The following is a 13,122-nucleotide window of genomic DNA, read 5'->3' as shown; positions in this document are numbered from 1 at the left end:
TTATCTAAAATCTTACTTATATTGAAAGTTTAATAGCTTCTATCTTTCTCCAAGTTTTAAATTTGGTACAGCATTTATATCTAAAGAAGTCCTTCTCCCTTTAATATATTCAAAATAAGCTGCACTTCCTATCATGGCTGCATTATCTGTACACAATATAAAAGGTGGTATTAGTACTTCTATTCCTTTTTTCTTACACTCTTTTACCAAAGTCTCTCTTAAGCAGGAATTAGATGCTACCCCTCCTGCTACTGCTACCTTATCTACTTTTTTATCCCTACAAGCCTTTATAGTATTATCTACAAGAACATCCACCACAGACTTTTGAAAGGATGCTGCCACATCTGCTCTATTTATTTCTTCTCCTTTCATTTCTTTCTTATTTAAATAATTTAATACTGCTGATTTTATTCCACTAAAAGAAAAATCTAGAGTATCATTATGAAAATTTGCTCTTGGAAATTTTATAGACTCTTCATTTCCTTCTTTTGATATTTTATCTATTTTAGGTCCTCCAGGATAACCTAATCCTATAGCCCTAGCTACTTTATCAAAGGCTTCGCCTGCTGCGTCATCTCTAGTTTCACCTAACACTTCAAATTCACCATAATCTTTCATATAAACTATAAATGTATGTCCTCCTGATACTACTAAACACATAAAAGGTGGTTTTAAATCTTTATATTCTATAAAATTTGCACTTATATGACCTTCTATATGATTTACTCCTATAAGAGGCTTTCCTGTTGCAAAAGCTAATCCCTTTGCATATTGTAGTCCTACAAGTAAAGCTCCTACTAATCCTGGTCCATAGGTTACACCTATAGCATCTATATCCTCTAAAGTAAAATTAGCTTCATCTAAAGCTTCTTGTACTACTGTACTTATAACCTCTATATGCTTTCTTGAAGCAACTTCCGGCACTACACCTCCAAACTTCTCATGAGTACTTATTTGTGACGCTATTATATTAGATAAAACTTCTCTGCCATTAACAACCACTGCCGCTGAAGTTTCATCACAACTACTTTCTATAGCTAAAATATTTATGTTTTCTTTCATATTTCTTACTCCTTTTTATGTAATTAAATATATATTAACTATGTAATTTATTATTCTTTTATAAATCTAAATTACATTATACTTTATTGAATTTATATATTCAAATATAGTTTTGACATAAAAAATTAATAAGTCACAGTTGAAACAAAATCCAATCTATTAAATCTAAATTTTTAATCAAATATGCTATAATAAAATACAGAATAGTAAAAGGAGCTTAAATATGAAAAATTACGCTAAAGTAATAGTTGAAGGGTCACCTATATCTAAATCTAATTTTAAATTATTCAATTTACAAGGACGAGCTATAATGCCATTAAATTCTGGTAAATATCATGATAGATATGCAGTATATGAAGAAAGAATAGCTTATGAGACAAGACTACAAAATCCTAATACAGTATTGGAAGAATCATTAATTGCAGTATTAAAAGTATATTATAAAAGTGAAAAAAGACATCCTGATACAAACAATATAACTAAAAGTATATTTGATGGAATAGAAAAAAGTGGTCTCATAGTAAATGATGCTCAGATAAGAAGACTAATAATAGAGGAATTTTACGATAAAGAATTCCCACGATTTGAATTAGAGTTATTTGCAGAAAGTATTTTTAAAATGGAATATAATATTATAAAAAAAGAAAATACAGATAAACCAATAAATTATTCTCCTCCTCCAAACAAAAAAGTTAAATTTAATAATAAGAAAGATAAGTCTGTGTTGGTAACAAAAGATAAAATAGTATGTGAAATATGTGGTAAATCCATAAATAAAAATGATATTGTAACAGCAAATAAACAAACAATAATAATCTGTAAAAAATGTCTAACAAAATTATTTTAACAAGATATGTAGACGGATTTGTGTAAAAAGATATTTCCCTACATAACTCTATTAAGAAAGTATAAACTTTAATATATCATATAAAAAATACACTACATAAGCCATATGTTTATGTAGTGTATTTTTATCTTTAAGTCATTAAAATTAAATCTATTTTAGCTCATTTTTTTATTTTATCCCTATAGTTATCTTTTTTAAATCTTTATAGCTTAACAATTTATCTTTAGATATTTCTATATTAATAATATCTCCAGGTTTTATATTTTCATTTGAACTTAATTTTTCTTTAATCTGATCAAAATAAATATAAATATTCTGATTTTCATATAGTTTATCAAATTTTAATTTTAACTGTACATTTTCTTTTAAATTGTGTAAATTTATAAAATTAGGCAACAAATATTTTATACCTTTATCTGCCCATAATCCTATTCTTTCACCTTCTAAAAAACTTTTCCCTTTAATATATTTAGAAGCGCTTTCCCCTACGCTATACCCCTCTTTTGTTACATTATCCGCAGTATCATATACATGTAGAACATTGCCACAAGCAAATATGCCTTCTACCATGGTTTGGAAATTTTCTCCAACCTTAGGTCCCCAGGTAGATTTGTTTAATTCTATATCTGTTTTTCTTATAATTTCACTATCTCCTCTTAGCTCTACAGATAACATTAAAGTATCACAAGGTATATACATTTCTGTACCTTGTATTGGAATTCTATCCTCATCTACTCTTGCTATAGTAACTCCCTCAACTCTATCTTTTCCTTTTATATTTACAACAGTATGACCTAACTTAAGTGGTATATCAAATTCATCTAAACAGTTCACCACATTATTTTCTGTTCCATAGCAATAAGACATAATTTCAACTACAGCTTTTATATTTGCTCCCTCTAAGGCCATTCTTCTAGCCATTACTAATGCTACATCTCCAGAACCTAATATAACCACCTCTTTACCAGGCATATATCCTTCTATATTTATAAACTTCTGTATGGAACCTGCTGTATATATACCTGCGCACTTACTTCCTGGTATATTTATTGCTCCTTTAGGTCTTTCTCTACATCCTGAAGCTAGTATAATAGCTTTAGCTTTTATACTAAACATTCCATCTTCAGGGTTAACCGCTTTAATACTTTTATCTTTATCTATAGATAAAACCATTGTATCTATTTTATATTCTATATCTAGTCTATTTATTTCATTTATTAATTTTTGAGCATATTCTGGACCAGATAAATTTTCTTTAAATACATGCAATCCAAAGCCTGTATGGATACACTGGTTAAGTATGCCGCCTAAAGAATCTTCTCTTTCTAATATCAAAATGTCATCAATACCTTTATTTTTAGCCGAAATTGCAGCAGCCATTCCTGCCGGTCCTCCCCCTATAATTACTAAATCTATTTCCTTCATTATTAGACCCTCCAGCGCAATGCTATTAATATGAATTTAGATTTAATTCCTATATAATTTTATCATATATATGAAAGAAAATAAAATTACTAATTTTTATGTCATATGAAACAATATTAATTATATTATGCTACACTGCACAAATAAATTTATATAAATAATATATAAAAAGTAACGCACAACAAAAAAATAAACTGCCTCCATTAAGTAGACAGATAAACATTTAAATTTAAACACATTGAACTGGCTCACATGCTTGATAATAACCCTAATTTTTCAACTTTAATTTTAAAATATCTATTTTTTTTGCAAATTAGAATATTTACTGCAAATTAGAAATATATTTTTTCATTTGTGACATAAATTCTTTAGAAGAAATTTTTTTACCAGCTTCCATATCCAATACTTTAGAAGCACCTATACTTAAGTATATCTCATCTATATTATTATGAGAAATAACAAATATACCTTGTCCTTCAAATTCAAAATATTTTATATTTTCTTTTGACTTCACATTATTTTTTATATCTTTATATATTTTCATTAAATCTTTACTTCTGTTTTTTCCACCCATTTTTATTGGTCTAACATCGTTTGCCACTACAATTCCTTCTGGTTCATCTTCATTCATCATAAACCATAGCTTTTTATCTGTGCTTTGTAAAAGCTTAGATATGTTTTTTCCGTCACTAGATAAAATATCTTTTGTTTCAGCCATGCTGTAAATTGGAAGTGAAAAATCTGAAAGTTGAAGTCCATCTTGATTTTTTTTAGGTAAAATATATTTTGCACTTTGATTTTGTCCTGCTTTACAATCCTTTTGTCCTGCTTTATAGTCCTCTAAGGCTAAATTTTCTACTCTATCAGAAGCCATAATATTGTAAGAAGTAATTCCAATAGCACCTATTACTACTCCAGCTAAAACTAAAGTTTTAAATATTTTTATCACAAAAAAACCTCCTTTAAAAATTAATTTCTTCTAAAATTACCTATATAAGCTTGCCATGAAAATTCGGAATTTGCTTTATAGTAATCAAAAGCATAATCAAAATGATCTCCATACCAAGGATCCATAATTTTTATATAGTTTCTTCCGCCATTAGTATAGCATCCATCTAATACTTGAGCATGTCCACCCCCACTAGACCAACTAATCATAGTTTCTAATGGATTTCCATTGCCAATTTCAGATTGAACAGCTAAATAGGAAGGTAGAGTATAGAATACTTGAGCATATAATCCAAAATGATTAGCTGCATTTAACATTTCTCTATCTGTTCCAGTTTGATTTACTAAACCTCCTTTTATATAAGAAACTACTTGTTGTTGAGTTACATTGAAACCATAATGCTGAAGGATTGCGCTAGTTGTAGTTGCCCAACACCAGTTGCTCATTTGTTGTTTAATTTCTGGAACTGTGGCACTTCCAGATGGGTCAGATGGATCAGTAGTTGAAGGCGGATTTCCATCTATTCCTGCTGAAGCAATATAAACTTTTCCATAATTTCTATCTGTGTAAAAGAACCATTTGTTATCTGGTTCACCTGTCCAATAATCATATATGGAATCACCAGTTACCCACCCTTCAAAATTTACAGTTGTGTTACCTGGTATAGTGTAAACTGTTTGGCTATTAATACTTGGCTGTAAACGAACATTGCATCCTATGGGGGCTGTAACGCCTGAAAAATTCACATTTTCAGCACAAACTTTTCCCATACTTGTTTCTTGAAAACCAATTAACAGAAAAGTTAAAGTCATCAAAAATACAGTAACTAACTTTTTCATACATTATACACCCTTTCTTATATTATTTTATTGATAATAATATATCAATAAATATAGGAAGTCAATGCCTTTTTGTGAATTTTTTATATAAATTATAATGAAATTTACAATAATTGAACAAATACACTGTGCAGTTTGTTAATTTTATAATAACTTAAACTATTGATGTATAATTTAAATTTCACAAAATTTTTTAGCATATTTTAGTGTATAATCATATATACAGTTAAATATTTATAACACTTCTTAATTTCTATTTATATAAAATTTTATTAACGCTATCGTACTTTATTTAGACACATTGATTATAATTATCCCGCAAATTATGTACAAACTCCTTTTATAATATACATTGAACCATTCCTGTTTAGCTAATGCTTTGATAACAAAGAATATTTCTTTTTAAATTCAATTCATAGAAAATACAGAACAGTTAAAATTAGATAAACATTAAATTTTTAAAAAGATATCATTAATATTAGTACTTTCATATTGAAGATTTATAGTTTATATTTTTTCTAATAATAAAATATAAGAAATGTTATTTTTATTTTTTGTAAATCTTTTGATGAGTTTAAAAAGAACCACTGACATACAATATGAAAGATTAATTATCATGTTAAAATAAGTGTTTTAAGACTTGAAAAAATTTATATAAGCTAATAGAAAAGCCTAAAGAAATTTTATAACATGTTTAAGAGTATTATAAAACTACCTATATAGCAATTAGTTTTATAACAAGTAAAAAGCCAGCAATCTTTACGATTACTGGCTTTTCTAATGGCAGGGGCACGAGGACTTGAACCCGGAACCAACGGTTTTGGAGACCGCTACTCTACCAATTGAGCTATACCCCTATATTAATGTGCTAAGTTTTAATAAATATTTACTCTCAACCTAGTCACCGGTCTAATGACAAGTATTATAATACATTATATTTGCAATTATGTCAATATAAAATTTTATTTTTTAACTAAAAATATCCTTTTAAATATCTACCTAATCATCATATAAAAATAAATTAAAATAGAGGTACTGTACCCTCTACTTTTTTAAAAATATATTTTTTTCCCGCAATGTGGACAATATTTAAAAGAGCTATCTATTTCTTTTCCACAACCATTACAAATTATTATACTATTATTAGCATTTGAATTTTCACTATATATTTCCTCTAAGTCAATGTTATTAAGGCTTCTATCCTCTCTAACCCTATCTAAGTTTTCCTTTGATATAACATATATAGTATTACAACATCTAGATTTTAAATAATACTTTTCTCCCCACTTAATAAGTGGTATAAAGAAAAAATGAAAAACATTATAGGTTTTTATCACAGTGTACCTACTTAAAATACCACACTTTTTACAAACCAAATTTTCAAAATCCTCGATTTCTTCTTGTTTTGTATTTATACCAAATATACCAAAGAAGAACATAACTCTTCTCCTTTCATATTAACATATATAATTTACCAGTAAATTATATATGTTGATTTTACCAACTTTTAAATAACGTAATTTTAATTCAACTTTAATGTTTCCAAAAATCATTCCAATCATCATTGGTATTTAGCCTTCTCCAGGGTCTAAAACTGCCAAACTTACTTCTTATAGGTATACCAATGCTTAGTGGAAATATAAATAATATAATAACAGCATGACCTAACCCTAAAAAGATTACACTCCTTATTACTTCATAAAAGACTACACCAACTAATATAGAAGTCATAGGAGATACCTTTGATTTTAAAAATCTTTTTCCTACATATAGGCACATAGATGTAAATCCCACAAGAAAAGTTATTATGAACACTATTGCTACTATTGGGATCAATATAATGCCTACTATACTAAATAATAAAGTAATCAACAGCATAGCAATCAATATTATAGTACCATATCCATAGATCAAACTTTTCCCCAATTCCTTATCTATAGCAGATGCCATTCTCATTTCATTATAGGGCATTAAGTTATATGTTATAATGCACAATATAAATAATAATATAGCTGATGCTACTCTACTATGATCAAATTTAGTGCTTTCTATATTTTTATTACTATTTATAAAAGGAATCTTGCTTTTTTTAAATCTTTCTTTTATAGTTCCTTTTATGATTCCTTTTGAACCCTTTGTAACTCTTCCACCTATAGCTGTTGCATCTCCTGTAACTTTGCCATTTATATATACATTTCCACCTATAGAAGTTACATCTCCATTTACAGTTCCATTTACATATATATCTGATCCTATACTTATAACATCAGCATTTTCCACTTTATCTGGCTGAATATATATATTTTTATTTAACTTAACTACCCCTTCTGTAATCATATATGTACTATTTGCTTTAACATTTCCCATAGGAATAAGCAATATAACTAACAGTACACCAACTATGTAGGAGTATATTTTTTTCAATACAAACACCGCCTTTTATTTAAAAGTACTTTTTAGTAGTGATATATTATACTGTATCATATCCTCATATAAAATATCATTATCATAAATTTTCAGTAGTAGAGGTTTCATTTTATATTTATCTAATAAATTTTTATTATTTTTTAATATATCATTACTGCTAGATAAAAATACGCATTTCCCTTTATACTTTTTACATATATCTTCTATTTCCTTTTCATTAGTTATATTATCTTTTTCATCTCTCTTAATTTTTAGTGTGTTTACATTTAAATATTTTATAAAATAATCTAATTTATCTTCATCAACTATAAATACAAATTCACCAGTTTTATCGGATATTTTACTAAACTCCTCTTCATAACCTTCTATTCTTTTTAATATATTTGAAAAGTTTTTTTCATAAAAATCTCTATTGCTAGGATCTTTATCCTGTATAGCATTTTTTGTATTGGATAAAACTATTTTATAATTATTCAAGTTCAAAAAATAATAGGGATTATCTTTTAATACTTTATTTTCAAACTTTACTTTTTTCTCATAAGGCATTAGCTTAGATCCTCTAGATACATTGACAACTCCCACTTTGCTTTTATCCAATTTTGATAAGAATTCATCAATCCAAGGTTCAAAACTAGCTCCTACATAAAAAAACAAATCCTTGCTACCTATATTCTCTAATGTATCTTCTTTTATTTTATAATTTATTAATTCCTCTCTATTTTTAAATATATATTCTACATAATGCTTATCTTTTACTATTTCTTTTACTATGTTATATATGTTTTTATCTGTAGTAGCTATATCTAAATAAACTTCTTTTTTTATATTCTCTTCTTCATTATCACTAATATTTGGTTTAGAACATCCAAACAAATTTATACATATCATAAATCCAATTATAAAAATTATAGTTTTTTTCATAAATACACCTCTGTAACATATACATTGAAATATATGTATTATCTAATAACATTATATTATATTTTACATAATAGATTTTTTTATTGCAAATTTTATATATTACTTTATTCATTTTAGCTCATTAAGGGAATTATATTTATTATTTAATGTAGCTATGTTAAAATAATAAGGAAAATTTAGTATTGAGAGGTTTTATTATGTATATAAGCATGGATAAAGTTTTAAGATCTATCTCTATAGCCTTAGACTTAGCTGAAATGAGTTCTATAGGAACTAACAGTATAATAGAAGATGTTACTAACATCGATTATTCAAAGCACCTATTTCTTAATCACTCTCAAAGGACATGCTATATATCTTTATGTCTAGCTAAAGCTTTAAATATAAGTGGTACCCATTTAGAAGAATTATATGTTTCTTCCCTACTCCATGATATAGGTGCTACAAATTTTCTTTCCAAGAGTCACTCTAGCAATGAATTTATTTTAGGACATTGTCTTACTGGTTCTGAAATAACTAAATCTTTCCCTATTTTTAATAATATATCTAACTTTATACTATATCATCATGAAAATTGGGATGGAAGTGGAGCTTTAAAAATAAAAAAAGATAATATTCCTGTTCAAAGTCAAATAATAAGATTAGCAGATTTAACAGACCTTTTATATAATGATGATATACCCTCTTATGCACAAAAAACACATATAGTGAATTGGATTAAAGGGAATAAAAATAAAATCTTTTGTCCTAAAGTTGTAGAAGCCTTTTTAGAAATATCTTCTACAGACATGTTTTGGCTAGATTTAGAAAATACTAGCTATTTAAAATATATTTTAGATAAGGTCAGCCCTATATACAATTATGAATTAGATTTATATAAATTTATGGATATGGCTTATATATTTTCAGAAATAATAGATAATAAGAGTGCTTTTACCGCTGAACATTCCAGAGAAATTGCGGAACTCTGTTACAAAGTAGGTAAAACTATAGGATATGATGAAACAAAATGTATAAAACTTAAAATAGCTGGTCTTCTTCATGATATAGGAAAATTAGCTATACAAAAAGAAATTCTAGATAAAAATGGACCTTTAAATAAAGATGAATTTTCAATTATAAAATCTCATCCTTACTATACTGACATAATATTAAACAGATTCGGTGAAATTGGTGATATCGGATTTTGGGCATGCAATCATCATGAAAAATTAAATGGTAAGGGCTATCCTAGAGGATTAAAAGCAAAAGATTTGTGTGAAGAAGATAGAATTATAGCAGTTTGTGACATATATCAAGCTCTAATAGAAGATAGACCTTATAGAGAAGGAATGGACTTTAAAAGAGCTTTTTCTATATTAGATAAAATGGTATCAGAGGGCTTACTATGTGATAAAGCCGTATACCACTTAAAAAAAGCTATGACACAAAGTAGCTAAAGTTGTTTTTCATCTATCTTTGTGCTATAAATATTTTGAGGTAGGATAAATTAAGATATGAACTATATAAAAATTTAATTGTTATAATATTTTACTTTTCTATGAAATATTATAACTACATTATTCGAGGTGATTATATGGAATTTATAGTTGACTCTATAAATAAAACTATTGATATAGGTAATTTTATAGGGAGCCATTGTAATTCAGGAGATATTCTATGTCTAAATGGAGACTTAGGTGCAGGTAAAACTCACTTATCTAAAGGAATAGCTAAAGGCTTAAATATTAAGGATAATATAACTAGTCCAACTTTCAATATAGTAAATGAATATGATGGAAGATTAAAACTATATCATTTTGATGTTTATAGAGTAAATGATCCAGATGAAATAGAAGCTATTGGATTTGATGAGTACATATTTGGAGAAGGTATAAGTATTATTGAATGGTCTGATTATATAGAAGACCTTATTCCAAATGAACACATGGATATAAGAATAAATAAAATACCGGAAAAGGGAGAAAGTTATAGAAAAGTAACAATAAATTACCATGGCAATAGATATGATTATATAAAGGAGCTAAAAATATGAAAATACTAAGTATAGATTCTGCTACGGAATGTGCTAGTTGTTCTGTACTAGATGAAGATAAATTATATGGCGAAATAAATTTTAACTATAAAAAACAACACTCTACCATATTAATAAATATGATAGATACTTTACTTAAAAACATAAATTGTGATATATCCTCTATAGATGCCTTTGTTATATCTAAAGGACCTGGCTCTTTTACAGGATTAAGAATAGGTGCTGCTACTGTAAAAGGATTAAGTCAAGGCACAAAAAAACCGTTTGTTTCTATATCTTCCCTAGATAGTCTAGCTTTTAATTTAGCTTTTGCAGAGGGGATTATTTGTCCAATATTAGATGCTTTAAGAGGAAACGTTTATACATCATTATACAAATTTGAAAACCATAAGTTGGAAAGATTAATGGACTATAATGTAATATCTATAGAAGAGTTAATAAATATATTAAAATCTAAGAATGAACCTATAACCTTTATTGGTGATGGAATTTTTAAATTTAAAGATACCATTTTGTCTAATATGGATAATGTAAAATTTGCTCCTACTCATTTAAATTTAGCTCGTTCTTCATCTTTAGGTGAACTTGGATTACATTTATTAAAAGAAGGACATAAAGATGATATATATACTTTTGCTCCTTTGTATATAAGAAAATCCCAAGCTGAAAGGGAATACGAGAAAAAAATAGGAATGAAAAATCATGAGTAAAGAAGATATAATTGTATTACCCTTTTCTCTAGAACATATAGATGGAGTAATGGAAATAGATAATTTAAGCTTTTCTGTGCCTTGGAGTAGGAATTCTTATGAAACAGAACTGAAAAATAAATTTGCAAAATATATAGTTGTTGTAGATAAAAAAACTGATAAAGTCTTAGGATTTGCAGGAATGTGGCTTATAATAGATGAATGCCATATAACAAATATAGCAGTTCACCCCTATTATAGAAGATTAGGTATAGGGAATATTTTAATGAATGAAATAATAGAGATTTGTAAAAAATACAATATAACTGGTATAACATTAGAAGTTAGAGAATCTAATGCAGCTGCTAAAAATCTTTATTACAAATATGGATTTAAAGATAGCGGTATACGAAAAGGCTATTATGCAGATAATAATGAAAACGCCTTATTAATGTGGAAAACAGATTTATAACCATAATTAAAAAATACTATTTTAATATACATGCCAACTTTACATATATATTAAAATAGTAAGGTGTCTCAAAATAGATTTATTTTTGAGACACCTTTTTATGCATTACTCTACAACTATTCTGTTAAAGTTCTTTTTACCTCTTCTAATCATTATTCCATCTTCTGTCACATGTTCTTCTGTTACTACTAAATTTATATCTGTAACTTTCTCATCATTTACATAAAGACCACCCTGCTTTATTAGTCTTCTAGCTTCACTCTTAGATGGGAATATTTCACACTTAACTAATAGATCTACTAATGGATTATTTAAATCATCTTTACCTATATAAGCTGTAGGCATATTCCCTAAATCTTTAGCATTTCCTCCAAATAAAGCTTCTGCAGCGACTTTAGCTTTTTCAGCTTCTTCTTCTCCATGTATAAGCTTAGTAACTTCAAAAGCTAAAACCTTTTTAGCTTCATTTATTTCTGCTCCTTCTAATGATGAAAGTCTTCTAACTTCATCCATTGGTAAGAAAGTTATTAGGCGTAAACATTTTTCTACATCTGCATCTGCCACATTTCTCCAATATTGATAAAATTCATATGGTGATGTTTTTTCTGGATCTAACCATAGGGCACCACTTTCTGTTTTACCCATTTTCTTTCCTTCACTATTAGTTAAAAGGGTAAATGTCATACCATAAGCTGATTTGCTTTCTTTTCTTCTTATTAAATCCACACCAGCTAATATATTAGACCATTGATCATCTCCACCTAATTCCATAGCACAATTATATTTTCTATTTAATTCTAAGAAATCATAACCTTGCATTAACATATAATTAAATTCTAAAAAAGATAATCCTTTTTCTAATCTACTTTTAAAACATTCTGCTGTTAACATTTTATTTACTGAAAAATGAACGCCTATTTCTCTTAAGAATTCTATGTAATTTAAATTTAAAAGCCAATCTGCATTATTAACCATAATAGCTTTATCATCTGAAAAATCTATTATTTTTGCTAATTGCTTTTTAAAACAGTTACAGTTATGTTCTATTTGATCTTTTGTCATCATCTTTCTCATATCAGTTTTTCCAGTAGGATCCCCTATCATTCCTGTTCCTCCACCTACTAGAGCTATAGGTCTATGCCCAGCCTTTTGCATATGAGCCATAACCATCATTTGAAGAAAGTGACCTACATGTAGACTATCTGCTGTAGGATCAAAACCTATATAAAAAGAAATTTTTTCTTTGCCTAGAAGTTCTCTTATTTCTTCTTCATGTGTTAATTGTTTTATGTAACCACGTTCTTTTAATATATCATATACATTACTCAATATTCATTCCTCCTAATATTAGTTCCTTTTTTTAGTATATATTGAAAGCTATATTTTATCAATATTCATATAAGCGATTAAGCAATGTTTCATACAATTTAAATCTTAACATAAAAATTATTGTTTG

The 13,122-nt window shown here is 27.2% G+C and carries 13 protein-coding genes and 1 tRNA gene; 5 read left to right on the top strand and 9 right to left on the bottom strand.

Going from position 1 to position 13,122, the window contains the following annotated elements; genetic code table 11:
- Positions 1-39 precede the first annotated feature (39 nt).
- The gene (tsaD, locus tag ACYUEW_RS03780) at positions 40-1,062 is read right to left on the bottom strand and encodes a tRNA (adenosine(37)-N6)-threonylcarbamoyltransferase complex transferase subunit TsaD (protein WP_003483239.1); all 1,023 of its coding nucleotides are present in this window, start codon (positions 1,060-1,062) and stop codon (positions 40-42) included.
- A gap of 223 nt (positions 1,063-1,285) precedes the next feature.
- Between tsaD and ACYUEW_RS03775 the strand changes: the two genes are divergently transcribed.
- Complete coding sequence (locus tag ACYUEW_RS03775; protein WP_003483237.1) at positions 1,286-1,909, top strand: RusA family crossover junction endodeoxyribonuclease; 624 nt, start codon at positions 1,286-1,288, stop codon at positions 1,907-1,909.
- 168 nt (positions 1,910-2,077) lie between these two features.
- Here ACYUEW_RS03775 and ACYUEW_RS03770 read toward each other — a convergent pair whose 3' ends face one another.
- The 7 genes from ACYUEW_RS03770 to ACYUEW_RS03740 all read right to left on the bottom strand — a co-directional run bounded on the left by ACYUEW_RS03770 (position 2,078) and on the right by ACYUEW_RS03740 (position 8,470).
- Positions 2,078-3,334: an NAD(P)/FAD-dependent oxidoreductase gene (locus ACYUEW_RS03770; RefSeq protein WP_003483235.1), complete on the bottom strand. Its 1,257-nt coding sequence runs from the start codon at positions 3,332-3,334 to the stop codon at positions 2,078-2,080.
- Positions 3,335-3,656: 322 nt separating this feature from the next.
- A complete protein-coding gene (locus tag ACYUEW_RS03765; protein WP_003483233.1) occupies positions 3,657-4,283 on the bottom strand; it encodes a hypothetical protein in 627 nt (208 codons plus the stop codon).
- A 20-nt stretch (positions 4,284-4,303) separates the two neighbouring features.
- Complete coding sequence (locus ACYUEW_RS03760; protein WP_003483231.1) at positions 4,304-5,122, bottom strand: papain-like cysteine protease family protein; 819 nt, start codon at positions 5,120-5,122, stop codon at positions 4,304-4,306.
- A gap of 781 nt (positions 5,123-5,903) precedes the next feature.
- Positions 5,904-5,979, bottom strand: a tRNA-Trp gene (locus ACYUEW_RS03755).
- 195 nt (positions 5,980-6,174) lie between these two features.
- A complete protein-coding gene (locus tag ACYUEW_RS03750; protein ID WP_460276248.1) occupies positions 6,175-6,561 on the bottom strand; it encodes a zinc ribbon domain-containing protein in 387 nt (128 codons plus the stop codon).
- 94 nt (positions 6,562-6,655) lie between these two features.
- A complete protein-coding gene (locus ACYUEW_RS03745) occupies positions 6,656-7,546 on the bottom strand; it encodes a bactofilin family protein (protein ID WP_042384197.1) in 891 nt (296 codons plus the stop codon).
- A gap of 15 nt (positions 7,547-7,561) precedes the next feature.
- Positions 7,562-8,470 carry a metal ABC transporter substrate-binding protein gene (locus ACYUEW_RS03740; RefSeq protein WP_460276247.1) on the bottom strand — a complete coding sequence of 303 codons (909 nt, stop codon included), beginning with the start codon at positions 8,468-8,470 and terminating at the stop codon, positions 7,562-7,564.
- Positions 8,471-8,667: 197 nt separating this feature from the next.
- Between ACYUEW_RS03740 and ACYUEW_RS03735 the strand changes: the two genes are divergently transcribed.
- The 4 genes from ACYUEW_RS03735 (at position 8,668) to rimI (ending at position 11,666) form a co-directional block, all read left to right on the top strand.
- Positions 8,668-9,909, top strand: a complete 1,242-nt coding sequence (locus ACYUEW_RS03735; RefSeq protein WP_043032553.1) for an HD-GYP domain-containing protein — start codon at positions 8,668-8,670, stop codon at positions 9,907-9,909.
- 137 nt (positions 9,910-10,046) lie between these two features.
- Positions 10,047-10,505, top strand: coding sequence for a tRNA (adenosine(37)-N6)-threonylcarbamoyltransferase complex ATPase subunit type 1 TsaE (tsaE, locus tag ACYUEW_RS03730; RefSeq protein ID WP_042384191.1), 459 nt, complete (start codon positions 10,047-10,049; stop codon positions 10,503-10,505).
- A complete protein-coding gene (gene tsaB / locus ACYUEW_RS03725; protein ID WP_003483218.1) occupies positions 10,502-11,215 on the top strand; it encodes a tRNA (adenosine(37)-N6)-threonylcarbamoyltransferase complex dimerization subunit type 1 TsaB in 714 nt (237 codons plus the stop codon). Before tsaE ends, tsaB begins: the two co-directional genes overlap by 4 nt.
- Positions 11,208-11,666, top strand: a complete 459-nt coding sequence (gene rimI, locus ACYUEW_RS03720) for a ribosomal protein S18-alanine N-acetyltransferase (protein ID WP_460276246.1) — start codon at positions 11,208-11,210, stop codon at positions 11,664-11,666. The genes tsaB and rimI overlap by 8 nt, the downstream gene beginning before the upstream one ends.
- Before the next feature lie 105 nt (positions 11,667-11,771).
- Here the strand turns inward: rimI and tyrS are convergent, their stop codons facing one another.
- A complete protein-coding gene (gene tyrS, locus ACYUEW_RS03715) occupies positions 11,772-12,995 on the bottom strand; it encodes a tyrosine--tRNA ligase (RefSeq protein WP_460276245.1) in 1,224 nt (407 codons plus the stop codon).
- Positions 12,996-13,122 lie beyond the last annotated feature (127 nt).

The sequence above is a fragment of the Clostridium sp. CTA-1 genome (assembly GCF_054768215.1).
The sequence above is the reverse complement of the archived record's forward strand: the minus strand, read 5'-3'. Positions and strand labels throughout refer to the sequence as shown.